The 23697-nt window shown below is 65.0% G+C and carries 23 protein-coding genes and 1 pseudogene; 11 read left to right on the forward strand and 13 right to left on the reverse strand.

What is annotated here, in order from left to right:
* The 8 genes and pseudogenes from K2U94_RS17600 to K2U94_RS17635 all read right to left on the reverse strand — a co-directional run.
* On the reverse strand, window positions 1–489 hold the full coding sequence (locus K2U94_RS17600; protein WP_243068458.1) for a UPF0262 family protein: 489 nt from the start codon (window positions 487–489) through the stop codon (window positions 1–3).
* A 3-nt stretch (window positions 490–492) separates the two neighbouring features.
* A complete protein-coding gene (hisD, locus tag K2U94_RS17605) occupies window positions 493–1800 on the reverse strand; it encodes a histidinol dehydrogenase (RefSeq protein WP_243068459.1) in 1308 nt (435 codons plus the stop codon).
* Between the two features lie 52 nt (window positions 1801–1852).
* Window positions 1853–2329: a DUF2948 family protein gene (locus K2U94_RS17610; protein ID WP_243068460.1), complete on the reverse strand. Its 477-nt coding sequence runs from the start codon at window positions 2327–2329 to the stop codon at window positions 1853–1855.
* A gap of 330 nt (window positions 2330–2659) precedes the next feature.
* Window positions 2660–3541, reverse strand: a complete 882-nt coding sequence (locus K2U94_RS17615; RefSeq protein ID WP_243068461.1) for a lytic transglycosylase domain-containing protein — start codon at window positions 3539–3541, stop codon at window positions 2660–2662.
* Between the two features lie 86 nt (window positions 3542–3627).
* Window positions 3628–4398 (reverse strand): trans-aconitate 2-methyltransferase, encoded by a 771-nt coding sequence (tam, locus tag K2U94_RS17620; RefSeq protein ID WP_243068462.1) that lies wholly within the window; start codon window positions 4396–4398, stop codon window positions 3628–3630.
* 63 nt (window positions 4399–4461) lie between these two features.
* On the reverse strand, window positions 4462–5304 hold the full coding sequence (locus K2U94_RS17625; protein ID WP_243068463.1) for an ABC transporter permease: 843 nt from the start codon (window positions 5302–5304) through the stop codon (window positions 4462–4464).
* The gene (locus K2U94_RS17630) at window positions 5301–6056 is read right to left on the reverse strand and encodes an ABC transporter ATP-binding protein (RefSeq protein WP_243068464.1); all 756 of its coding nucleotides are present in this window, start codon (window positions 6054–6056) and stop codon (window positions 5301–5303) included. The genes K2U94_RS17625 and K2U94_RS17630 overlap by 4 nt, the downstream gene beginning before the upstream one ends.
* Window positions 6053–6412 (reverse strand): annotated as a pseudogene (locus tag K2U94_RS17635) (hypothetical protein); the annotation flags it as partial. The gene K2U94_RS17630 and the pseudogene K2U94_RS17635, both read right to left, overlap by 4 nt.
* A gap of 233 nt (window positions 6413–6645) precedes the next feature.
* Between K2U94_RS17635 and K2U94_RS17640 the strand changes: the two are divergent.
* Entirely contained in the window at window positions 6646–7791 is a 1146-nt protein-coding gene (locus tag K2U94_RS17640; RefSeq protein ID WP_243068466.1) for an alpha/beta fold hydrolase, read from the forward strand.
* Here the strand turns inward: K2U94_RS17640 and mscL are convergent.
* A complete protein-coding gene (gene mscL / locus K2U94_RS17645) occupies window positions 7781–8215 on the reverse strand; it encodes a large conductance mechanosensitive channel protein MscL (protein WP_243068467.1) in 435 nt (144 codons plus the stop codon). The genes K2U94_RS17640 and mscL overlap by 11 nt on opposite strands.
* Before the next feature lie 120 nt (window positions 8216–8335).
* On the opposite strand from mscL, the gene K2U94_RS17650 reads away from it, so the two are divergent.
* Window positions 8336–11851, forward strand: coding sequence for a NahK/ErcS family hybrid sensor histidine kinase/response regulator (locus K2U94_RS17650; RefSeq protein WP_243068468.1), 3516 nt, complete (start codon window positions 8336–8338; stop codon window positions 11849–11851).
* On the opposite strand, the gene K2U94_RS17655 is transcribed toward K2U94_RS17650, so the two are convergent.
* On the reverse strand, window positions 11781–13139 hold the full coding sequence (locus K2U94_RS17655) for a polyhydroxyalkanoate depolymerase (protein ID WP_243068469.1): 1359 nt from the start codon (window positions 13137–13139) through the stop codon (window positions 11781–11783). The two genes, K2U94_RS17650 and K2U94_RS17655, sit on opposite strands and share 71 nt — an antisense overlap.
* Before the next feature lie 306 nt (window positions 13140–13445).
* Here K2U94_RS17655 and K2U94_RS17660 point away from each other — a divergent pair, with 306 nt between their 5' ends.
* Together K2U94_RS17660 and K2U94_RS17665 are read left to right on the forward strand one after the other, a co-directional pair.
* On the forward strand, window positions 13446–14090 hold the full coding sequence (locus K2U94_RS17660) for an MBL fold metallo-hydrolase (RefSeq protein ID WP_243068470.1): 645 nt from the start codon (window positions 13446–13448) through the stop codon (window positions 14088–14090).
* Window positions 14091–14141: 51 nt separating this feature from the next.
* Complete coding sequence (locus tag K2U94_RS17665) at window positions 14142–14951, forward strand: universal stress protein (protein ID WP_243068471.1); 810 nt, start codon at window positions 14142–14144, stop codon at window positions 14949–14951.
* A 99-nt stretch (window positions 14952–15050) separates the two neighbouring features.
* Here the strand turns inward: K2U94_RS17665 and K2U94_RS17670 are convergent, their stop codons facing one another.
* Window positions 15051–15350 (reverse strand): hypothetical protein, encoded by a 300-nt coding sequence (locus K2U94_RS17670; protein ID WP_243068472.1) that lies wholly within the window; start codon window positions 15348–15350, stop codon window positions 15051–15053.
* 137 nt (window positions 15351–15487) lie between these two features.
* On the opposite strand from K2U94_RS17670, the gene K2U94_RS17675 reads away from it, so the two are divergent.
* The 6 genes from K2U94_RS17675 (at window position 15488) to K2U94_RS17700 (ending at window position 21419) form a co-directional block, all read left to right on the forward strand.
* Entirely contained in the window at window positions 15488–16423 is a 936-nt protein-coding gene (locus K2U94_RS17675; protein ID WP_243068473.1) for a class I SAM-dependent DNA methyltransferase, read from the forward strand.
* A gap of 79 nt (window positions 16424–16502) precedes the next feature.
* Window positions 16503–17234, forward strand: a complete 732-nt coding sequence (locus K2U94_RS17680; protein WP_243068474.1) for a CoA transferase subunit A — start codon at window positions 16503–16505, stop codon at window positions 17232–17234.
* Window positions 17234–17875 carry a 3-oxoacid CoA-transferase subunit B gene (locus tag K2U94_RS17685; RefSeq protein ID WP_243068475.1) on the forward strand — a complete coding sequence of 214 codons (642 nt, stop codon included), beginning with the start codon at window positions 17234–17236 and terminating at the stop codon, window positions 17873–17875. The genes K2U94_RS17680 and K2U94_RS17685 overlap by 1 nt, the downstream gene beginning before the upstream one ends.
* Before the next feature lie 159 nt (window positions 17876–18034).
* Window positions 18035–20011, forward strand: coding sequence for an NAD-binding protein (locus K2U94_RS17690; RefSeq protein WP_243068476.1), 1977 nt, complete (start codon window positions 18035–18037; stop codon window positions 20009–20011).
* 9 nt (window positions 20012–20020) lie between these two features.
* Window positions 20021–20680 carry a haloacid dehalogenase type II gene (locus K2U94_RS17695; RefSeq protein ID WP_243068477.1) on the forward strand — a complete coding sequence of 220 codons (660 nt, stop codon included), beginning with the start codon at window positions 20021–20023 and terminating at the stop codon, window positions 20678–20680.
* A 583-nt stretch (window positions 20681–21263) separates the two neighbouring features.
* Window positions 21264–21419 carry a DUF3309 family protein gene (locus K2U94_RS17700; RefSeq protein ID WP_243068478.1) on the forward strand — a complete coding sequence of 52 codons (156 nt, stop codon included), beginning with the start codon at window positions 21264–21266 and terminating at the stop codon, window positions 21417–21419.
* Between the two features lie 4 nt (window positions 21420–21423).
* On the opposite strand, the gene K2U94_RS17705 is transcribed toward K2U94_RS17700, so the two are convergent.
* Both K2U94_RS17705 and K2U94_RS17710 read right to left on the reverse strand, forming a co-directional pair.
* The gene (locus K2U94_RS17705; RefSeq protein ID WP_243068479.1) at window positions 21424–21738 is read right to left on the reverse strand and encodes a hypothetical protein; all 315 of its coding nucleotides are present in this window, start codon (window positions 21736–21738) and stop codon (window positions 21424–21426) included.
* Between the two features lie 20 nt (window positions 21739–21758).
* Window positions 21759–22961: a pyridoxal phosphate-dependent aminotransferase gene (locus tag K2U94_RS17710; RefSeq protein WP_243068480.1), complete on the reverse strand. Its 1203-nt coding sequence runs from the start codon at window positions 22959–22961 to the stop codon at window positions 21759–21761.
* A 189-nt stretch (window positions 22962–23150) separates the two neighbouring features.
* Between K2U94_RS17710 and K2U94_RS17715 the strand changes: the two genes are divergently transcribed.
* Window positions 23151–23690 carry a hypothetical protein gene (locus tag K2U94_RS17715; RefSeq protein ID WP_243068481.1) on the forward strand — a complete coding sequence of 180 codons (540 nt, stop codon included), beginning with the start codon at window positions 23151–23153 and terminating at the stop codon, window positions 23688–23690.
* Window positions 23691–23697: the final 7 nt, after the last annotated feature.

A 23697-nucleotide genomic window follows, 5' to 3' on the forward strand; every position in this document is an offset into this window, starting at 1 on the left:
TCAGCCCTTCCAATGCAGCGCCGTGACCAGGGTGAAAATGCGCCGCGACGTGTCGAAATCGCAGTCGATCTTGCCGCGTAGGCGTTCGGCCAGCAATTGCGCCCCCTCGTTGTGCAGGCTGCGCCGGCCCATGTCGATCGCCTCGATCTGGGCGGGGCTCGCGTTGCGGATCGCCGCGTAATAGCTCTCGCAGATCATGAAATAATCCTTGAGGATGCGGCGGAAGGGCGTGAGCGACAGAATATGGACGACGATCGGCTCGCCGGCGTCGTCCCTGATGTTCAGCGCCAGTTTCGACTCATGCAGCGCGATGTGGAGCTGGTAGGGCCCGCCGGCATGGCCCGGCAGGCCGAAGCAATTTTCCTCGATCAGGTCATAGATCGCTATCGCCCGCTCATGTTCCTGATCGGGATTGCCGCGGCCGATCGAGGCCTCGTCGAGGGTGATGCTGAACAGCCGGTTTCGGCGCTGGCTGTCGAGGTGACGCATGTCTCATCCCTGGCCGAGGCCGGAGCCAAGTCGCATGGCCACGGACAGCGCATGGGCGTCGAGGCGCTCCGATTTTCCCAGCACCACCGCCGCCGGTCCGATCACCCTCAAGGATTCGGGCGAACATTTGAGCAGCGAGGTGCGCTTCATGAAATCCAGCACATTGAGGCCCGAAGAGAAACGCGCCGAGCGCGCCGTCGGCAGGACATGGTTGGAGCCGCCGACATAATCGCCGATCGCCTCGGGCGTGAAGGCGCCAATGAAGACCGCCCCGGCGTTGCGCACGCCCGCCGCCAGCTCTTCCGCATTAACGGCCATGATTTCAAGGTGTTCCGCGGCGATGCGGTCGGCAAGCGGCACGGCGTTTTCGAGCTTTTCGACCAGGATGATCGCGCCGAGTTCGCTCCAGCTCTTTTCGGCGATGGCGCGGCGCGGCAGGGTTTCGAGACGCGCGGCGACCGCCGCCTCGACGGCGTCGGCAAGCCGCGGGTCGTCGGTGATGAGGATGCTTTGCGCCGCCGTATCGTGCTCGGCCTGGGCCAGAAGGTCGATGGCGATCCAGTCGGCGCGCGCCGTTTTGTCGGCGAGGATCAGCACTTCGGACGGCCCGGCGATCATGTCGATGCCGCATTGGCCGAAGACCCGGCGCTTGGCCGCGGCGACGAAGGCGTTGCCCGGACCGACGATCTTGGCGACCGGCTTGATGGTTTCCGTGCCATAGGCGAGGGCCGCGACCGCCTGGGCGCCGCCGACGCGATAAATCTCGTCCACCCCCGCGATATGGGCCGCCGCCAGCACCAGGGGCGACAGTTTGCCGTCAGGCGCCGGCGCGACCATGACGAGGCGCTCGACGCCCGCCACCTTGGCGGGAATGGCGTTCATCAGCACCGAGGACGGATAGGACGCCGTGCCGCCCGGCACGTAAAGGCCCGCGGATTCGACCGCAGTCCAGCGCCAGCCGAGTTCGACCCCGGCTTCATCGGTGAAGCGCAGGTCGCTCGGCCGCTGCTTTTCGTGAAAGAAGACGATACGGTCGCGCGCAAGCTCGAGCGCGGCGATCTGCTCGTTGGAGCAGGCGGCGGTCGCGGCCTCGATTTCCTCGCGCGTAATGCGCAAGGTTTCAGGCGTCAACTCGATGCGGTCGAAGCGGCGCGAATAATCGATCAAGGCCTCGTCGCCGCGCGCGATCACGTCGGCGATGATGTCGCGGACGATCTGATCGACGTCTTCCGCCGTCTCGCGCTTCATATGCAGAAGCTGCTCGAAACTTTCGCGAAAATCGGCGGCGGCGGCGTCGAGCCGGAACGGCATTCGCTTATCTCCTTGGAACGCGCGAGGGGTTTGGAAGCCGCGCGGGCTTTTGTCAAGCGCCGGACTTGTCCTTGCCGCCATGGCCCGGCGCGTGACGGACGCGCCAGCGCGTTCCGAGATCGGCCATGCGGACCTCAAGGCATTCGACATCGAGCTTGACGGCGCAGTCGCCGGAAAAGACCAGGCGCGCTTGCCCCGAGGGCGGTTCGCCCGCGATGAATTCGATGTTCAGCAAATAGAGAAGATCGTCCGGCCTGTCCTGACGAAAGCCGCGCAAGGAAACCCTGCGCACATTTTCGAAATGCAGCCCCGTCAGGGCCCGTTGCGGCGCGCCGCTGGCCGAGGCAAGCCAGTCGAACCGCTTGAGGACGAGGACGAAGCGCCGCTCGCGAGGCTGGTAGAGCATGTCGCCGACACGCAGGATCGCGTCCTGCAGATGGGCGGCGAGGACGGCGAGATCGTCCGCATCGCGGGCCATCAGCCGAAGATCGCGTCCGCCCGGCGGCTCGTCATCACGCCTTTGGGTCATGGTCGGCTCGCGGGCCTGGACGCGGCGGCGATTCCGCAAAATCGGAACCGCGTCTCGAAGCATTTGTTTTCGTAGTTCTTTCGCGAAAATCCGGCGTCCATTTTCGCACGCCGCTCCAATTTTTGTACGCCGCTCCGGGCAGGATTTTCGCGCCCGATTTCGCGCGAAAATCCAGCTCAAGCAACGAAATTAAGCATGAATTCGCTGGACGGCCAGCAAATTCGCGCCGACAGCCGGTTGCGATTCAGCCGAATCGCGATCGACTCTGGATTCCTTTGTTTTCACAGCCTTCATTGCGAAAAACCGGCATCCACTTTTTCGCACGCTGCTCTAGCGGCTCGCGCCGCCGAACATCGCCTCGAAAATATTGGCCGGCCGCGGCGGCGCAGGCGGCGGCGCGAGGGCAAGCGCTTCGGTCGGCTGGACGGGCGGCGAACTGGCGTCGCGCATCTCGCTGAGCATATTCTTGGATTTGGCCGTGTAATAATAGCCCGCGGCGTAGAGCCGCACCGCGCGGTCCATGTCGCCGCCGGACAAGGCCCAGGCGTTGGCGAGATAGGCCGAGGCGTATTTGAGGTTGGTCTCGGCGTCGAGCAGGCCCTTGGCGGAGCCACGATAACCCATGGAGCGGGCCGTCGCCGGCGTGATCTGCATCAGGCCGTAATAGCGGTGACGGCCGATCAGCTGGGGGCAATATTTGCTCTCGCGCATGATGACGCGGTGGATCAGGGCGAGCGGAACGCCGTTGCGCATCGCGTATTTCCGCGTCATTTCGGCAAGGCCGGCCCTTTCGGCCACGTCGAAGCCCGCCGGAACGTTCTCCTGCGGCGGACGCGGATCATAGGGCCCTTCGGCGACCGGCGGCGGGACCACGGCGGCTTGTCGCGCGGGCGCGATCGGCGGCGGCGCGGGATGGCCGGGGACGACGAGCCCGCCGAAAGGCGTCGACGCGGCGGCCGGCGCCGGGGCATATTCCGCAACCGACGACGAACCGTCGAGCGACGCCTCGCGGTAGACGCCCTGCGGGGTCACGGCATTGGGCGGCGCGGCCTGCACGGCCTCGGGATCGGCGGGCATGGCCGGCGGATCGTTCAGGAAAAGCGGGCGCTCCGGCGGCAGCGGCGGATGTTTCGGCGGCGCGGCGCGCGCGGGAGCGCTGCCCGCGAGGGCGATTGCAGCGAACAGAGTGAGGCGCGGCAAGCTTTGCGTCATGCCTCGCTTTTGCCGCGAAAATGCGGCGATGGCAAGGCGCGATCACAAATGCGTGAGCCCGGTCTCCCGGGAAGAGCCGCCACGGATCAGCGCTGCGCCACGAAAAACAGGCGCGGATAGAGCAGTAGCACCTTGCCGTCGGCCTGGGGCGTATAGGCCATTTCCAGTTCGCGGCGGTAATGGGCGAGGAAGGCCGGCGCTTCGTCGCGTTCGAGCTTGGCGAGGAACGGCCGCAGCGCGGAACCGACGAACCAATCCACGATCGCGTCGTGGCCGTCGAGCGGATGGACATAGATCGTCTGCCAGAGCTCGACCATCCGGCAATGGGGCGCGAGCCAGGCGTAATAGTCGTCGAGCGAGCCGATGATCGCACGCGACTTCGCGACCGGCGCGAGCCGCTCCGCCCACGGGCCGTCCACGGAAACCATGCGCATCAGGGCATGGGCGGCGTCCTGCAGCACATTGGGCATCTGCACCGCGAGCACGCCGCCCGGATTGAGGAAGGACAGCAATTTCGGCACGAACTGGTGATGATCCGGCGCGAAATGCAGCGCGGCGTTGGCGAAAATGAGATCGACCGGCTCTTCCGGCGTCCAGTCGCAGAAATCCTGCCTCAGGAAGCGCGCGAAAGGCGCGCGTTCGCAGGCCGCCTCCAGCATTTTCTCCGAAGTGTCGAGCCCGAGAATGTCGGCGCCACGAAAACAATGCGCCAGAATCGCTGCGCTATTGCCCGGCCCGCAGCCGAGATCGACGATCCGGCGCGGCGCCAGCGGCGGAATGCGCGAGATAAGGTCGCGAGCCGCCTGAGCCCGTTCGCGCTCGAATTTCAGATAAAGGTCGCAATCCCAATCCGGCATCATCGCAAATCTGCGCCGCCGCGCCTTTTTTGTCTAGTAAACTACTAGACTAATAATAACGCCTTAATTGCCGCCCGGCGCGCCGCGCAACGCCATCAGGCCGCGCGAAGGATCATAAGCAAGAATTGCGCCGGACATGAAGACGATCGTGCAGCCAAGGGTCACCGCCAGAGAAACCCAATTGACCTGGCCATAGAGCGCGAAGCGGATCAGTTCGACGGCATGGGTGAAGGGATTGGCCTGGCAGAAGTAATAGAGGCCCGGGCTGCCCTCCTGCACCCGCCACAGGGGATAGAGCGCGGAGGACGCGAAAAACATCGGGAAGATCACGAAATTCATGATGCCTGAAAAATTTTCGAGCTGCTTGATCAACGAGGACAGCAGCATGCCGAGCGATCCCAGCATCAGCCCCGACAGCAGCAGCGCGGGCAGGACGGTCAGATAGCCAAGCGGCGGGGCCTGAATGTCCCAGAACCAGGCAATGGCGAGATAGGCGTAGACCTGCAGCACCGAGACCAGCGTCCCGGCGATCAGCTTGCCGAACAGCAAAAACGCGCGCGGGAACGGGCTGAGCAGCAGGACGCGCATATTGCCCATTTCGCGATCATAGACCATCGACAGCGACGATTGCATGCCGTTGAAGAGCTGGATCATGGCCATCAGGCCGGGCGTGATATAGACGTCGTAAAGAATATAAGTCTGGTAGGGCGGGATGATCGACACGCCAAGGGTCTGGCGGAATCCGGCTGCGAAAATGAACAACCAGACCAGGGGACGCACCAGGGCGGAGACGAAACGCTCCCGCTGATGCAGGAAGCGCAGGCCCTCGCGCCAGACGATGCCCTGAAGGCAGATCATGTGGGCGGCGAAGGTCAGGCGGGGCGGGGCGGGGGCTTGCAGGGTCATGGGACGGCTCCCGCGTCGGTCTCGCCGATCAAGGCGACGAAGGCCGCCCTCACGTCGGCGGCGCCGGTTTTCTGAAGCAGGTCGGCCGCCTTGCCCGTGGCGCGTAATTTGCCCTTGTGCAGCACGACGACGGCGTCCCCCGGCTCGACCTCGTCGGTCAGATGGGTGGCCCAGAGCACGCTCACGCCCTCTCGCTCAACCAGTCCGCGCGCCAGTTTGAGAATGTCGGCGCGGGCGCCGATGTCGAGCCCGACCGTCGGCTCGTCGAGCACCAGCAGGCGGGGATGGTGCAGCAGGGCGCGGGCGATTTCGACCCGGCGCATCTGGCCGCCGGAAAGCGCGCGGACCTTGTCCTTGGCGCGGTCGGCGAGATTGATCGCCGCCAGAAGCTCCCCGGTGCGCCGCGCCGCCTCCTTGCGCCCGATGCCGTGCAGGGCGGCGTGATAGTAAAAGTTCTGGGCCACCGACAGATCGAGGTCGAGCGTGCGCGACTGGAACACGACGCCGAGCTGCGCCAGAGCCGCGCGCGGATCGACCGTCAGATTGCGGCCGAACACGACGATTTGACCCTTCTGCAGGGCGAACAGCCGCGTGATCAATGAGAACATCGTGCTCTTGCCCGCGCCGTTGAGCCCAAGCAGCACGCAAAAGGCGCCCTGCGGGACGGAAAAGCTCACGTCATTCAGCGCCTGGCGCGCGCCGTAATGGTGGCTGACGCCGGAGAACTCCAAGGCCGGGGGAGAATCACTCATGCGCGCCAGCATGTCATGGTTCCGGCGCGGCGGGAATGACCAGATCCCAGGTCGGCGAGGGTCCCGCGGGTCGAAGCATCGACGAAATGGACCATATTGGTGGTGTCGGTGGTCGCGGCCACCACCTTGCCGTCGGGCGAGACATCGCCCCGCTCGCAATCGCGGCCGGCCGGAAGCTTCTCCGTCACAACCAGTTTTTGCGGATCGATGATGGCGATGGAATCGGAATCGCCGAGCACGACATGGATTTTTCCGTTGTCGGGGCTGGCGACAATGCCGCGCGGGCGCTGGCTGACGGGAATCGTCGCCTTCACCGTCATCTTGTCGAGGTCGATCACCGTAACGCTATCGCCCTTCTCATTGGTGACGGTGGATCAACCAGACGTCTCCCTGCCGCGCATCCTTGATGATTTTGCGCGCGCCTGAAAAGCCTAGCCATTATCGCGCGGCGGAGGCAACCGCCCGCGACCGGCGCCTTAAGACAATTGCGCGGGATGGGGAGCGCGCGCCAACCCTCGCCTGCGCCGATGAACTGCGAGAGCCGTAAAACCCGTCGCCTTTTTGGCCGCATTTCGTGTCACAATGGACCATGGCGCACAAAGACGACCCCGTATCCGATTGGACGAAACTGCTCTGGCCGGGATTTTACGCCGCGGAGGCCGGTCTGGCCTTGGCGCGCGTGATGATCGGGACCCTGACGCCTCCCGACGCCACATCGCCGCGGCCCGAGCCGGCGTGGGCGAGCCCCAACGAAGTCGTCCTCGAACTCTCCGCGGCGCGGCTGCGGCGCTTCGATTGCCCGCCCAAAGGCGGCGGGGGCCATGCGCCAATCCTGGTCTGCGCGCCCTTCGCCCTGCATGACGCGCGGATCGCCGACCTGTGCGAAGGCCACAGTCTGATGGCGCGGCTGCGCGCCGGCGGTGGACCGCTCTATCTCGTCGAATGGCTGTCGGCCCGGGAAACCCAAGCCTTCCGCACCATCGACGACTATCTCGCCGACCTCAATGTCATGGTCGATGAAATCGGCGGATTCTGCGATTTCGTCGGCCTGTGCCAGGGCGGCTGGCTCGGCCTCGCCTTTGCGGCGCGCTTCCCGTCGAAGGCGCGCCGGCTGGTCATCGCCGCGGCGCCGATCGACACCCACGCCGCCGAGACGCCCTTTTCGGCGCTCGCCCGCTCGACGCCCATCGAAACCTTCGAGGAACTGGCGCAGATGGGCGGAGGCTTCGCGCGGGGCGCCCAGGCGCAGCAATTCTGGGGCCTCCTGGCGCATAGCGACGAACAGATCCACGCCTTGTGCCAGAGCGACCTCACGCTCGATTCTGATGAATTCCGCGCCCGGACCGCGGCGTTTCGCGCCTGGAGCGAAAGTCCGCTCGACCTGCCAGGGGCCTATTACCTCGAAGTCGTCGAAAGGCTTTACAAGCAAAACCAGCTCGCGCGCGGCGAATTCGTCGCTCTGGGGAAAAGAATCGATCTCCGCGTCCTTTGCGCGCCGCTCTATCTGATCGCCGCGCAAGACGACGATATCGCCGCGCCGGAGCAAACCCTCGCCTGCGCCCGCCTCGTCGGAACGCCGCCGGCAGCGATCAGGCAGAGGATCGTTCCCGGCGGGCACCTCAACCTGTTCTTCGGCCGGCGAACGCTCGATGCGATCTGGCCCGACGTCGTCGCCTGGCTTTGCGCCCCGGCCCCTGCCGCGCGGCGCGCCAAAGCTTCGGGCGTCAGGGCTTGATGGGCTCCCTGCTGGCGAGCAGGTCGCGGATTTCGCCGAGGAGGACTTCGCTGCGCGGCGGCTCGGGCGCCGCTTCAGGCGCATCCTTTTTCGCCACCAGCTTGTTGATGGCGCGAATCATCAAGAACAAGGCGAAGGCGACGATCAGGAAATTCAGCGCCGCGGTGATGAAGGCGCCATAGCCGAAGGCCGCGCCGATCTTTTTCGCGTCGGCGTAAGGCGGATGATTGGCGAGTTTCGAGCTGAGCCCGATATAATAATTCGAGAAGTCCAGGCCGCCGGGCGTGATCGCGCCGATCGCCGGCATGATGACGTCGTCGACGAGCGAATTGACAATCTTGCTGAAAGCGGCCCCGATGATCACGCCGACCGCGAGATCGAGAGCATTGCCACGCATGGCGAATTTTTTAAATTCTTCTAACATGCCGACGAAATCCCCCTGTCAGCCGCGCGAAATCCCGCGGCGGCGAGGTTAAGGCGAGGCTCCGGCCAAGGTCAATCCTCGGACAAGACGGACATTTCGGGAAGCCCTGGACGGAGCGTCATGGCGCTGAACTGGATCAATATTTCCGCGACGCTGTTGTATTTCCTCGTCCTGCTCGGGCTCGCCGTCTATGGCGACCGCCGCGCGGCGCGCTTCACCGGCGACCGTACCCGCCGTCTCGTCTATGTGCTCGGCCTTTGCGTCTATTGCACGTCCTGGACCTTTTTCGGCTCGGTTGGTCTCGCCTCGACCAACGGTCTCGATTTCCTGCCCATCTATATCGGCCCGATGCTGGTGTTCGGTTTCGGCTGGCCGCTGGTGGCGCGGGTCGCGCGCACCGCGCGGGCGCAGAACACGACCTCGATCGCCGATTTTCTCGCCGCCCGCTATGGCAAGTCGGAAGCGGTGGCCGCGGTGGCGGCGGTGATCGCGGTGATCGGCGTCTTGCCCTATATCGCTTTACAGCTCAAGGCGATTTCGGCGACGCTGATGATCGGCTTCGGCCACGCCACGCCCTTCGCGCCGGCGCCGGCGTCGGACTGGCCGGACCGCCTCGCCCTCGGCGTCGCCATTCTGCTCGCTCTGTTCGCCATGGCCTTCGGCACCAGGCGGGTGGACGCCGGCGAGCACCAGAACGGCCTGATGGTGACGATCGCCGCCGAATCCATGGCCAAGCTCCTCGCCTTCCTCGTCGTCGGCGGCTTCGTCGTCTGGGGCATGTTCGGGGGATTGGGCGACCTGTTCCAGCGCGCCGCCGTCACGCCCGGCATAAGGGCCGTGCTGACGGCGCCGCCCGATCTCGCGGTCTGGACCACTTTGACCCTGCTCTCCAGCGGCGCCATGCTGTTCCTGCCCCGGCAATTCCATGTCGCCATCGTCGAAAACCGCGACGAAAACGACATCAAGACCGCGGCCGTCGTCTTCCCCCTCTATCTGCTCGCGATCAATTTTTTCGTCGTGCCGCTCGCCGTCGCCGGCCTCCTCAAATTCCCTATTGTGATCGACCGCGACCTCACCGTGATGGCGCTGCCGCTCGCCGCCCGGAATGCGCCGGTCGCTTTCATCGCGATGATCGGCGGCCTTTCCGCCGCGACCGCCATGGTGGTGGTCGAATCGGTGGCGCTTTCCGTCATGGCGTCGAACAACCTCGTCCTGCCGCTGCTGCTGCGCATCGGCCGCTGGCGCAACGGCCGGGCGCGCCCGCTCGTCGAAGGCGAGGCGGGATTGCGCATCCTGCGGGTGCGCCGCGCCGCAATTCTCGTCGTCCTTCTCCTGTCGTTCTTCTATTACCGCCTGACGGGAGAAACCCTGCTCGCCTCGATCGGCATTCTCTCCTTCGCCTGCGTCGCGCAATTCGGACCCGCTTTCGTCGGAGCCCTGCTGTGGCGGCGCGGCACCGCGCTCGGCGCCATCGCCGGGCTCATCACCGGCGTCGTCGTCTGGGTCTTCACATTGCTCATTCCCTCGATCGACGCCGGCCTCGCCGCTCATCCCGCGGCGGCGGCGTCCGCCACGTTCAAGGGACAGATGGACACGCTCGTCCATGGCGTGTTCTGGAGCCTTACCGCCAATAGTCTGGCCTATGTCGTCTTTTCCCTGGCGCGGCGTCCAACCCCGATCGAGCGCCTCCAGGCCGAAATTTTCGTCGGCAAGAACGCCGCGCCCATGGCCCAGGCCTTCCGCCTCTGGCGCGCCAGCGTCCAGGCGTCGGAGGTCGAAACGACGGTCGCCCGCTATCTCGGCGCGCATCGCACGCGCGAGGCTTTCGAAGCCTTCTTCGCCGGCCGCGGCCAGACCTATGACCCGCGCGCCGAAGCCGACATCCATCTGATGCGGATCGCGGAGCATCTCCTCGCTTCGGCGATCGGCGCAGCCTCGGCGCGCCTCGTGCTGTCGCTGCTGCTCAAGCGGCGGAACGTTTCGAGCGCGGCGGCGATACGGCTGGTGGACGACGCCTCCGCCGCCCTGCTCTACAACCGCGACATGCTGCAGCACGCGCTGGATTTCACCCGCCAGGGCATTTCCGTGTTCGACGCCGATTTGCGCCTGACCTGCTGGAACCGGGAATTCCGCGACATGTTCAGCCTGCCCGCCCATTTCGCGCGCAACGGCGTGGCCCTCGACGACATCCTCCGCTTCAACGCCGAGCGCGGCCTTTACGGCGAGGGCGCGGTTGACGAACTGGTCCTTGCGCGCCTCGAACGCCTGACCAATTCGGAGCCGTTTCGCGTAAGGCTCACGCATTCCGGCAAGGCGATCGAGACGCGCTCGGCGCGCATGCCCGACGGCGGCCTCGTCGTCACCTACACCGACGTCACCGACCAATTCGCCGCCGAACAGGCGCTCGAAGCCTCCAAGGAATCCCTGGAGCAGCGCGTGCGCGAACGCACCGAGGAACTGACCCGCCTCAACGAGGAGCTGGCGCGCGCCAAGGCCGACGCCGAACGCGCCAATATTTCCAAGACCCGCTTTCTCGCCGCGGCCGGCCACGACATCCTGCAGCCGCTCAACGCCGCGCGACTCTATGCCGCGACCATGCTGCAGCGCGCCGCCGCCGGCGCGCCCTCCGCCGAGACCGGGGCGCTCGCGCGCAATGTCGACAGCGCGCTCGAGGCGGTGGAGGACATTTTTTCCGCTCTGCTCGAAATGTCGCGGCTCGACGCCGGCGCGATGAAGGTCGAATTGAGCAATTTCCGGGTGGACGAACTCTTCCGCCAGCTAAAAATCGAATTCGCGCCGCTTGCCGAAAAGAAGGGGCTGAAACTTATTTTCACGCCCTGCTCGCTCGCTGTGCGCTCCGACAGGCGCCTGTTGCGCCGACTGTTGCAGAATCTGGTTTCGAACGCGGTCAAATATACCCGCTCCGGCCGGGTGCTGGTCGGCGCGCGGCGCCTGCGCGGCAAGGTCCGCATCGAGGTCTGGGACACCGGCTTGGGGATTCCGCGCGAAAAGCAGAAAAGCGTGTTCCGCGAATTCGAGCGGCTCGACGCGGGCGGCGCCGAACCCGGCCTCGGCCTCGGCCTCTCCATCGTCGAGCGCATGGCCCGCGTGCTCGCGCACCCGCTCGCGCTACGGTCGTCGCCCGGAAAAGGCTCGGTCTTCACCGTCACGGCGCCGTTCGGCGCGCCGCCGCCGCATGTCTCGGCCCGCGACGCCCCGGCCGCCGCGCCACGCCAGTCGCAGCTCGTCGACATGGCCGTCCTCGCCATCGACAACGATCCCTTGATCGTGGACGGGATGCGCGCGCTGCTGGCGTCCTGGGGCTGCGTCCCGATCGTCGCGACGAGCCAGCGCGAAGCGATCGCCGAGCTTGCGCGCCAGAAGCGGACGCCCGACGCCATTCTCGCCGATTATCACCTCGACGAGGGCGACGGCGTGGACGCCATCGTCGCCTTGCGCTGGCGATTCGGCGCCTCCGTTCCCGCCGCTTTGATCACCGCCGACCGCTCGGAGGAGATGCGGGCGCGGGCGCGGGAGAAGGACGTCATGGTGATCAACAAGCCACTCAAGCCGGCGACATTGCGCGCGCTCCTGGCGCAGTGGCGGGCTGCGGCCGCGACTCCGACGCCGGGCTGACCGCGGCGGGCGACCGCAACCCGGGATCGGACGCGAAGCGCGCCTCGACCTCGGCGTGAAAAGCGCAGATGCGCGGCGCGATCTCCTTGCGGAAGCGCGAGCCGTTGAACACGCCGTAATGGCCGACGTCCTTCTGCAGGTAATGCATGCGCAAGCCGTCGGGGATGTTGCAGCAGAGGTCCTGCGCCGCCTCGGTCTGGCCGACGCCCGAAATGTCGTCCTTCTCGCCCTCGACCGTCATCAGGCCGACCCGCCTGATGGCGCAGGGGTCCACCGGATGGCCGCGGTGAGTCATCACGCCGCGCGGCAATTCGTGGTGGACGAACACCTTGTCGATGGTCTGGAGATAGAATTCCGCTGTCAGATCCATGACCGCGAGATATTCGTCGTAGAATTCGCGATGCTTTACCGCCGAATCGCCGTCGCCCTTGATGAGATGGTTGAACATGTCGACATGGGCGTTGACATGGCGGTCCAAATTCATCGCCATGAAGCCGGAGAGCTGGAGAAAGCCGGGATAGACCTCGCGGCCGGCGCCCGGATAGGGGAAGGGCGCGACATGGATGCAATTGCGCCGGAACCATTGCGATCCGCGTTTCTCGGCGACCTTATTGACCGCGGTTGGGCTGCGGCGGGTGTCGATCGGGCCGCCCATCAGGGTCATGGAGGCCGGAACATGGGGGTCCTTTTCGGCCTCCATGCGCGCGACCGCCGCGAGCGCCGGGACCGAGGGCTGACAGACCGCGAGAAGATGGACCGGCGGCGCGCCGGCGACATCGAGGAATTCGCACATTTCGACGACATAATCGATATAATCGTCGAGATCGAAGCGCCCGGCGCTCAGCGGAACCAGCCGCGCGTCAACCCAGTCGGTAACGAAGACGTCATGGGTCGGCAGGAACGTCTCGACCGTGCCCCGCAACAGAGTCGCATAATGGCCCGACATCGGCGCGACAATCAGCAGGCGCGACTGGCGCGGCGTGCGCGGCGGCAGATGGCGCCGGAAATGCCGCAGTTGGCAGAAGGGGCGAACCCAGACGATCTCCTCCTCGACCGCGACCGCCTTGCCGTTGACGATTGTCTTGTCGAGGCCGAAGGCCGGCTTGCCGTAACGGCGGGTCAAGCGTTCGAACAGTTCCGCCGACGCCGCGAGATTGCGGCCGAGGGGCGTGTAGGCCATCGGGTTGGCCGGGTTCTTGAACGTCAGCCGGGTCAGATCCGAGAGGGCGCGCGCAGGCGCCATCGCCAGATGCGCCATCTCGTAGAAATGATAGGCATAATGGTTCATTTTTCCGCCTCGCCGCCTGGCCGCCGCAACTCAATGCGGCTCGAAGTTACACAAACCGGAATTACCGTTGGAGTTTCCGCAGGAATTTCGGAGCGAGAACCTGACAGGATATGGTAAATCCACTGATCCGGCAAACAAAGTTGGCGACGATTGCCCTCATATTTAAGTAGGATAAGGCGGGCCGGATTACCACTGCCGCGCCTTGCATAGGCAAAATGGCGGTCTTGCGCCGCCAGGGAAACGCCTGTCCTCTGGCGATGACGCGCGGCCCGAGATAGGATGGCTCGCAGGCTCCAGGAGCGCCTCATGTCGCAAATCAAGGTCGCCATCGTTCCCGTCACCCCGTTTCAGCAGAATTGCACGATTCTGATGTGCGAAACGACGGCAAACGCTGCCGTGGTCGATCCGGGGGGCGACGTGCCGCTGATCCGCCGCGCGATCGAGCAGACGGGCGCCAAGGTCGAAAAGATCTTCCTGACCCATGGCCACGCCGACCACGCCGGCGGCGCCGCGGAGCTTCGCGACCTGCTCGGCGTGCCGATCGAGGGCCCGCATATCGCCGACAAATTCCTGCTCGACGGCCTCGAAGACGCCTCGAAGCTGTTCGGCTTTCGCTGTCGCAACGTCTCGCCGGACCGCTGGCTCGCCGACGGCGACCAGGTCGCGTTCGGCGACGCCCGCCTCGACATCCGCCATTGCCCGGGGCACACCCCGGGCAGCGTGGTTTACGTCAACGAGCCCATGCAGTTCTGCCTCGTCGGCGACGTGCTGTTCGAGGGCTCGATCGGCCGCACCGACCTGCCGGGCGGCGATTACGCCACATTGATGCGCTCGATCGACGAAAAGATTCTCACGCTCAGCGACGGCATGACCTTCATCAGCGGCCACGGGCCGCTGAGCACCATCGGCGCCGAAAGGCTGCATAATCCCTACCTGCAAAGACAAGCCTGAGCACGCGGTTTTCCGCGTGCTCGGCAGGAATGTGTCCCAGGAATGTGTCCTATGTCTCTTCGTTCCCTCCTCGTTCATCTCAACAGCGGCGAAAGATCGAAGGTCCGGCTGAATACAGCCGCCGATCTCGCCCGATCCCACGGCGCCCGCCTCACCGGCCTGTTCGCGGAAGTCGCCGCGCCCGATGGGGATGACGGGCCGCCGCCCGATCCCGCGCAAGCCGCCGCCGCCAGCCGCGAGGCTTTCGTCGAGGCGACCAAGGGACTCAACGCCGAATGGATCGCTCTCGATCGCGGCGACGACGACGCGACCGTCAAGACGACCACCGATTTCGCGCGCCATTTCGACCTGATCGTCATCGGCCAGCGCCGCCCCGACAATTCCCGGCTGCCGCCGGATTTCGCGGAGCATCTGATCGTCAACAGCGGCCGTCCCGTCCTGGTTCTACCCTATTCCGGGGATTTTCCGACCGTCGGAAAGCGGCCGATCTTCGCCTGGTCGAACTCAGGCCCTTCCGCCCGGGGGTTCGCCGACGGCATGATGCTCGTCGCCCCCCGCGCGGAGGCCCTGGTCGTCGGCCTCCACCAGGCGAACGACACGACGGGCGCGACTGATCAGAAGGAATCCCTGCGGCTCGCCATCAACCATCTCGCCGCGCATGAGATTTGCGCAAAGCCGGAACAACTCACCCTGAGCGACATAGGCTTGATGGACGCGCTGCTCAACCACGCCATGGAGCACAGCGCCGATCTCCTGGTGATCGGCGCCTTCGGCGGCGGCGGCTATCCTCTATTTTCGCGCGGCAGCGGCTCGCGCTACATGCTCAGACACATGACAGCGCCAGTGCTGTTCTCGCACTAGGCTCAAAACGCTATCAATCACCTGATTGAGTGTTGAGCCTAGAATCAACAAACAGTAATCAGAATCGCTTCTGATCACTGCTCATTGATGATTGGTCGCTTATTCGCAGACCCGGATGCGACGGTGGCCGATATAATTGCCCCATTGGTCATAGACCCTGCGGCGCTCGATCCAGCAGTCGCCGGCAGGCTCCGCATAATAGGGCCGGTTGGCGGCGCTGGCCGCCACCGCGCCGAGCGCCAGGCCGCCGATGAGGCCCGCCGCCGCCGCCGCGCCGGGATTATATCCCCCGCCGTAGCCATAGCCACGATACCAGGCCGCCGCCGGGGTCGAGAACGACAGGCCCAGGGTCAGCGCGGCCAACCCCGCGAGCCCGATTTTCTTGAAGGGAACGGTCATCGCTTTCTCCTCTGGCAATGCTTGCGCTTCCGCGCAAAATCAGCTTGATGCGCAAAATGCCCAGGCAAGGCTGAACAGTTACTGAACGAAATGTGCCGCATCCCGTTCCGTTTTTCCACCAGCAAAGACAATTTGGCATGACGCCGACCGGCGCGTTCCATTCATCCCCTACCGGTTCTTCGGGCGATCTCGCCGCCGACCGCCGTTATCAATGGGCCGTCGGCGCTTTTGAAGCGCGCGATTTCGAGGCCGCGCGCGATCTTTTCATGCAAGCCATTGAGCTCGCTCCACATTGGGCGCCCGGCAGGTTCGGCCTCGGCGAGGCGCTGGAGGCGCTCGGCCGGCGCGAGGACGCCATTGCCGCCTACCGCGAGGCGCTGGCCCGCGATCCGGCCGACGCCTGCGGCGCCGCGCTCAGGCTTGCGCGTCTCGGCGACCAAAGACCCGTCGCCGCGCCGCGCGCCTATGTCCAAACCCTGTTCGATCAATATGCGGCGAATTTCGATCGCCATCTGGTCGAAACCCTCGCCTATCGCGGACCCCAGATCCTGCGCGACGCCATCGAGCGCGCGGCGCCCGGCCGGATATTCGCCAATATGCTCGATCTCGGTTGCGGCGCCGGCCACGCCGGCGAAACTTTTCGCGCGCGCGTCGGGAACATGGCCGGGGTGGACCTTTCGCCGGCGATGATCGGGCAATGCCGCGGCAGACGGCTTTATGACCGGCTCGCCGTCGCCGACCTGCTCGATTTTCTCGCGGCGGAGCCGGGCGAAAGCGCCGATCTCGCCGTGGCCGCCGACGTTTTCGTTTATATCGGCGATCTCGACCGCGTTTTCGCCGCCGTCGCGCGCGTCCTGATCCCGGGCGGCCTGTTCGCCTTCACCGCGCAAAACGCAGCCGGCGGCGCGACCTTCGGCGTCGGCGCCGACATGCGCTTCGCCCATTCCCAGGCCTATCTGCGGGACTGCGCCGGCCGGACTGGCTTCGCCATATTGGAGCTTGCGCCAGCCGCCGTCAGAAAGGAACGGGGCGAAGACGTTCCCGGCTGGGCCGTGGTCCTGCGCAAAAACTAGGCTTTGGAGCCGTCTGGACCACGGCGCCCGGCGGGCCTATTGTTGCAGGGCAACACTACTAAAAACGCGGGATTCGCCCATGAAGAAAGTATATCCAGACGCCAGTTCCGCCATGGCCGGACTGGTGAAGGACGGCATGACGCTGATGGCCGGCGGCTTTGGCCTGTGCGGCATTCCCGAGGCCTTGATCGAAGCGGTCAAGCAATCCGGCGCGACCAACCTGACCTTCATCTCCAACAACGCCGGAGTGGACGGCATCGGCCTCGGCGTGCTGCTGGAGACCAAGCAGGTCAAGAAGATGATCTCGTCCTATGTCGGCGAGAACAAGCTGTTCGCCCAGCAATATCTCGGCGGCGAACTGGAAATCGAATTCAACCCGCAGGGCACGCTCGCCGAGCGCATTCGCGCCGGCGGCGCTGGCGTCCCGGCCTTCTACACCAAGACCGGCTACGGCACGCTCGTCGCCGAGGGCAAGGAGACCCGCGTCTTCAACGGCGAAAACTACGTGATGGAGACCGGCCTCGTCGCCGACATCGCCATCGTCCACGCCTGGAAAGGCGACACCGAAGGCAATCTCGTCTATCGCAAGACCGCCCGCAATTTCAATCCGATGATGGCGACCGCCGGCAAGATCACGGTGGCCGAGGTCGAGCATCTGTTCCAGCCCGGCGAACTCGACCCCGACGAGATTCACACCCCCGGCATTTTCGTCCAGCGCATCGTGCATGTGCCCAATCCCGTCAAACATATCGAGCAGCGCACCACGCGCAAACATACCAGCCCGGCCGCGGCCGCGGGAGGAGAAGTCTGATGGCCTGGACACGCGATCAAATGGCCGCCCGCGCGGCGAAGGAGCTCCGCGACGGCTTTTACGTCAATCTCGGCATCGGCATCCCGACCCTGGTCTCGAATTTCATCCCCGCCGGCATGAGCGTGCAGCTCCAGTCGGAGAACGGCATGCTGGGCATGGGCCCTTTCCCCTATGAGGGCGAGGAGGACGCCGACCTGATCAACGCCGGCAAGCAGACCATCACCCAACTGCCGACGACCAGCTATTTCTCGTCGGCCGATTCCTTCGCCATGATCCGCGGCGGCCATATCGACCTTTCGATCCTCGGCGCCATGCAGGTCGCTCAGAACGGCGATCTCGCCAATTGGATGATCCCGGGCAAGATGGTGAAGGGCATGGGCGGCGCCATGGACCTCGTCGCCGGGGTCAAAAAGGTCGTGGTGGTGATGGAGCATGTCGCCAAGGACGGCCCCAAATTCCTCCACAAATGCAACCTGCCGCTGACCGGCTCGCAGGTGGTGGACCTCCTGATCACCGATCTCGGCGTTTTTTCGATCGACAAGCACGGCGACGGCGGCGTGAAGCTGATCCAACTCGCCGACGGCGTGTCCGTTGACGAGATCAAGTCCAAGACCGAAGCTGATTTTTCGGTCACGCTGTGACGGAGGGGGCTGCGGCCCCTTCCCTTCCGGCGAAGCCGCCGCGTTGGCGGGATGCGCTCTTGTCATGGCGCCGATGCAAAGACCGGCTGCAATCCGGCCGACGCCGACCCACCCGCAATTGATGCGGAGCCCGTTCGGCGCAAGGCGGAGAGCGACGCAATGGATGCGACCCCTTCCAGCGGTTCCGGCGAGGCGCCGACCCCGCCGCGCGCCCCCGACCGCATCATCATCTGCGGCCTTGGCGATGTCGGGCGCCAATGCGCCGAACTGCTCAAGGAATTCGGCGCCTGCGTCGTCGGCGTCGATGTCGCGCCGCCGAAATCCATGGAAGACGCGCCCTTCGACAAAATCGTCACGGGCGACTGCACGAAATCTGAAATCCTCAAGCGCGCCGGCGCCGAAACCTGCCGCGCCATCCTGCTGGTGACGACCGACGAGCGCAGCAATATCGCCGCCGCCTTCGCCGCCCGCTCGCTCAATCCGCGCGTGCGCCTCGTCATCCGCTCGGCGCAGGAGCAGCTCAACCGCCTGCTCGCCGGCCAGCTCGGCAATCTGGTCGCCTTCGAACCGCATGAATTTTCCGCGCTCGCCTTCGCCGTCGCCACCCTCGACGACGAGACCAAGGCGCGGTTCGATCTCAATGGATCGACCGTGCGCGTCATCGCCCATATCGTAAAGACCGGCGACTGGCGCCACGGCCTCCGGCCCTCGGAACTCAACACCTTGCACCGGCGCGTCATCGGCCATGTCTCGGAAGGCAAGGCGGTCGGCGACCTGCTCTCGCTGCGCAGCGCCGATTGCGAAATCCGTCCCGGCGATGAAGTGACCTATGTCGAATGCGGCGAATTGCTGCGCGACGCCAGAGGCCCGCGGACGCCGGAAGCAAAATCGCGGCGAGTGCGTTGGACTGCTTTGGCCGAACAGGCGCGCGGCTGGCTGCGCGCGGCGCCGAAGCCCATCATTGTTTCCTTCGCCGTCGTCTTTTCGATGTTTGCGCTGTGCATCGTGCTGTATCGGCGGGAGAATCCCGAAATCAGCTGGTTCGACGCCATCAATGTCTCGACGGTCCTGGCGGTCGGCGGCTTCGATAATGTGTTCGGCGCGCTCAAGGCGCCTTTTCCGATTTCTTCCGGCCTTTACCTTTATTCGCTGCTGATGAAGATCGGCAGCGCCATCTTCCTCGGCGTCATCATCGCCACCATGACCGAGCGCGTTCTCGGCGCGCGGTTCCAGATCGCCGCGCGCCGCCCGCCGCCCCCGGTCGAAGGCCACACCATCGTCGTCGGTCTTGCGCCAATCGGCCAGAACATCGCCGCTTTGCTCCAGCGCTGGGGCCGTCCGACCGTCGGCGTTTCCGCAGAGCCCGTCGCGGAAGACGTCCTGCGCGGCCTGCCGGTCAAGACCGGCCCAATTCCCGACGCCCTGGCGCGGGCGAATATTGCCGCCGCGCGCAGCGTGGTCGTGGTCGGCGACGACCAGGTCGGCAATCTCGAAACCGCCCTGCTCGCCCATTCGCTCAATCCGCGCTGCGCCCTGGTTTTCCGCGTCGCCGATCCCGATCTGGCGAGAAACGTCGCCGCGCTGATCCCCGAATCGACCGGCATCAGCGAATCGGAGATCGCAGCCCAGGCGATCGCCGGCGCGGCCTTCGACGAGAATATTCTCACCGCCTTCCAGCTCCTGGGACGCCCGGTTCTCGTCACCGAATATGCGGTCGCCCATAATCGGCCCCTGCTCGACCTTCAGCTGGCGCAGCTCGCCTATGGTTTCGGCGCCATTCCGATTTTCCACGAGCGCGGCGGCGCCGGACAGTTGAACCCCTCCGACGACATCCGCCTCGAAAGAGACGACAAGGTCGTCGTGCTGGCGACCGTCGCCGCCCTGCGGCGCATCGAGCGGAACGAACTGGAGCCGCCGGACTGCCGCCTGCTCATCGACTCCAGCCTTTCGGCGGACGCCGCCTTCGAAGCGGGCAATGTCATCGCGCGCATCGCCGGCTGCGATCTGGCGATCGCGCGCCAGGCGCTCGCCCACTTGCCAAGCGAACTCGGCGCCAAAATATATCGGCAGCAGGGCGTTCGGCTCGTCCGCGAGTTGCGGAAAATCAAGGTTGACGCGCGCCTGATCGATGGGTGAGACGCTAAAATGGCCGAAAAGACCTTTCCCCTTTACGTTTTCGACGCTTACGGCACTTTGTTCGACGTCCATTCCGCAGTGGCTCGCCATCGCGGCCTCGTCGGGGAGCAGGCCGAACGGCTGTCCGAAATTTGGCGCGTGAAACAGCTGGAATATACCTGGACGCGCAGCCTGATGGGCGCCTATCGCGATTTCGACGCCTTGACCGCGGAGGCGCTTGATTTCGCCGCCGCCCGCTGCGGCGGCCTTTCGGCGGAAGCGTGCGAAAAACTGCTCGACGCCTATCGAACGCTCGACGCTTTCCCCGACGCCGCGCCGGCGCTGCGGCGCTTGCGCGAGCGCGGCGCGAAAGCCGTCATCCTCTCCAACGGCGCGCCGGCGACGCTCGCCCGCGCCGTCGCCGCGGCCGGTTTGCGGGATTTGCTCGACGAATCGCTCTCCGCCGATTCCGTAATTCGCTTCAAGACCGCGGCCGAAGTCTATGCGCTGGTCGGCGCGCGTTACGGAACGACGCCGGAACAGGTGTCGTTCCAGTCCTCGAATCGCTGGGACATCGCGGGGGCGGCGCAATTCGGCTTCAACACGGTGTGGATCAATCGCGCCGGAGCGCCCGACGAATATCGCGACCTGCCGCCGGCGCGCGTGATTTCGTCTCTTGCAAGTCTCTGATCAAAAAGAAAAAAAGGCCGCCGGAAGAACCAGCGGCCCAAGTCTAGGGAGGAAACGCCCAAGGAGGGCTGCAGCACAAGCACCGCTTGCGCTACGGTTGGTAAGTTATGTTGCGTCGCACAAATTGTCAAGAGATTTTTTGCGGTGCGTCATAACGCCCTCCGCCGCTTGCGCGAAACCTGAAAAGCAAGGGGTTTCGTCGCACCAAAAGCAGGGACTCATTCGCTGGCTGGTGCGTTCGGATCAACCAAAAGAACGCCACGCGCGCGATTTTCTCCTTTCAGATCCCTGATCCGAAAAGAAAAAAGGCCGCCGGAAGAACCAGCGGCCCAAGTCTAGGGAGGAAACGCCCAAGGAGGGCTGCAGCACAAGCACCGCTCGTGCTACGGTTCGTAAATTATGTTGCGTCGCACAAAATGTCAAGGGATTTCGTTTGCATCGCATCATAGCGCCGCCGTCTGCTCGTGCGAAACTTGGAAAAATAAGCGATCTCGCGCCCCGGCAACCGGGAACCTTCCATTGTTTCGCGGGTTTCGTGCAATCGACTGATCGCCGGCGCTGTTTTGCCAGGAGGGAGGCGGCCATGTCGCCCGCGGATATCCTGATCGCGATCCTGATCGTCTGTTTTTTCGCGTCGCTGCCGACGTGGCCCCATGCCTCGCAATGGGGCTATTATCCGAGCCTGTTTTTCGCCGCCCTGATACTGGCCGCGACGCTGTTCACGCAGATGACGACCTGAAGATTCATTCCGCGCTTATGACGCGATAGGGGTCCGAAGGCCCGCCGCGCTCAAGCATGATGGCGCGTTCGGCGCCGCTGCGGTCATGCCATTTGGCCCGGCATTTTTCCAGGCCGCACAATACTTCGGGGTAGCGGTGATACGGCTTGCCATTGGCGAGCTTGAGCCCGTAGGAGGTTTCGGGCTTCCAGCCGTCGGCAAGCAATTGCTCGCGCAAATCCTGATAGGCCTCGCCAGGAGCGATATTGGCGGCGACCGCTGGCCCGATTCGGCCGACGATTCCGAGAATCACAAAAAATTTCAGAAGCTTCGCCCGCATTACCGCCTCCGTGATCGGCCTCACCGCAGCCCCGCGCAAAAAAGCTGGATTTTCGCGCAGGCTTTGGCAAGGGCTTCGTTGGATGTCGCATAGCTCACCCGGAAATTCGGCCCCATGCCGAAAGCCGAGCCCTGGACGACCGCGACGCCCTGCTCTTCCAGCAGCGCCGTGACGAAATCAACGTCGGTTTCGATCCTGGTCCCGCCCGCCGAGGTCCTGCCCAGCGCCTCGGCGCAGGAAGGAAAGACATAGAAGGCCCCTTCCGGCTGATGCGCGGTAAGATATTGCGCCTGATTGAGCATCGAAACCACGAGATCGCGCCGCCCCTCGAAGATTTTCCGGCTCTCGGCGATAAAATCCTGCGGCCCGTCGAGCGCCTCGACCGCCGCCCATTGCGCGATCGAACAGGCGCCGGACGTCTGCTGGCCCTGGATCATGTCCATCGCCCGGATGAGCTTGTCCGGCCCGGCGGCATAGCCGATGCGCCAGCCGGTCATGGCATAGGCCTTGGACACGCCGTTCATGGTGAGCGTGCGCTCATGGAGCGCGGGCTCGACCTGGGCCGGGGTCGTATAGACGAAATCGCCATAGACCAGATGTTCGTATATGTCGTCTGTCAACACCCAGACGTGGGGCTGACGAAGCAGAACCTCGGTCAACGCCTTCAATTCGTCGCGAGTATAGGCCGCCCCCGACGGATTGGACGGCGAATTGAAGATCACCCATTTCGTGCGCGATGTGATGGCCTGTTCGAGCGCCTCGGGCCGGAGCTTGTAGCCGTCCTCGGGCCTGGTCGCGACGATGACAGCCTGCCCCCCGCACAAAGCGACGATTTCCGGATAGGACACCCAATAAGGCGCGGAAATGATGACCTCGTCGCCGGGATTGAGGCTCGCCATCAAGGCATTGAACAAAATCTGCTTGCCGCCGGTGCCGACGATGCATTGCGACGGCTTGTAGTCGAGGCCATTCTCGCGCTTGAATTTTTTGGCGATGGCTTCGCGCAGAGGCGCGATGCCGGCGACGGGCCCATATTTGGTCTCGCCGCGCCGGATCGCGTCGATCGCCGCCGCCTTGATATGGTCCGGCGTGTCGAAATCCGGCTCGCCGACCGACAGGCTGATGATCTCGCGCCCCTGCGCCTTCAACTCGCGCGCCTTCTGGGTCACGGCGATGGTCGCCGAAGGTTTGACACGGGAGAGCGCGTCGGCGAGGAAGCCCATTGGTCGCCTTTCAAAATTCGGTTTGGCCGGGGAAATTAGCGCCCGACGCGAAAAAGGGAAGGCCAAAATGATTTTTCGCGCGCGCCGCCGCCCTTCCCGGACAAGACCAATGCGCGGAAAGCGCGAAACCTCTGGCCGCGGGCGGGGCCCGGCAATTTTTTGGCAACTTCCGCGCGCCATGCTGCGCGCATGAGCAAGACCGCCTCCTTCGGCCGGCGCGGCGGCGCGGCGTCGCGCCCGGCTCCGCCGCCCAGGACCGCCAACGGCCCCACGGACATCGCGCTGACGCCCGAGCAGCGCGCCCTTTTGTTCGACGCGCCAAAAGCCTCCGATTCCGTCGATCTCGCCGCGCCGGCGCGCGCGCCGCGCGCGCGACGCGCGGGAACCGTCGCCACATTCGCGATCGCCGCGATTGTCGTCGCGCTCTCTTTTCGCATGCCGCGCGGCGGCGACGCTCTCACGACGGCCGAAATGGCCGAATCGATCCTTTCGATCGGCGCCAATCTCGGCGTCAGCCTGTGGCTGACCCGAATGATCTGCGCCCGGCGGAAATGGTCGAGCCTTGCCGCCCTTTTCCTCGTCGGAGCCGCGATCTCCGGGGTATTTGCCGTCGCGAGCGCCGCGCTCGGATTTGGCGATGGCGCGATCAGCCCGGCGGTCGCCGCTTTGGCGGGCGGCGGCGCGGCGGCGCTTTATCGCCTGGTCGCGGGGCGGCGCTCTTTCCAATAGGCCGCCG

This window comes from Candidatus Rhodoblastus alkanivorans (genome assembly GCF_022760755.1).
Lineage (GTDB): Bacteria > Pseudomonadota > Alphaproteobacteria > Rhizobiales > Beijerinckiaceae > Rhodoblastus > Rhodoblastus alkanivorans.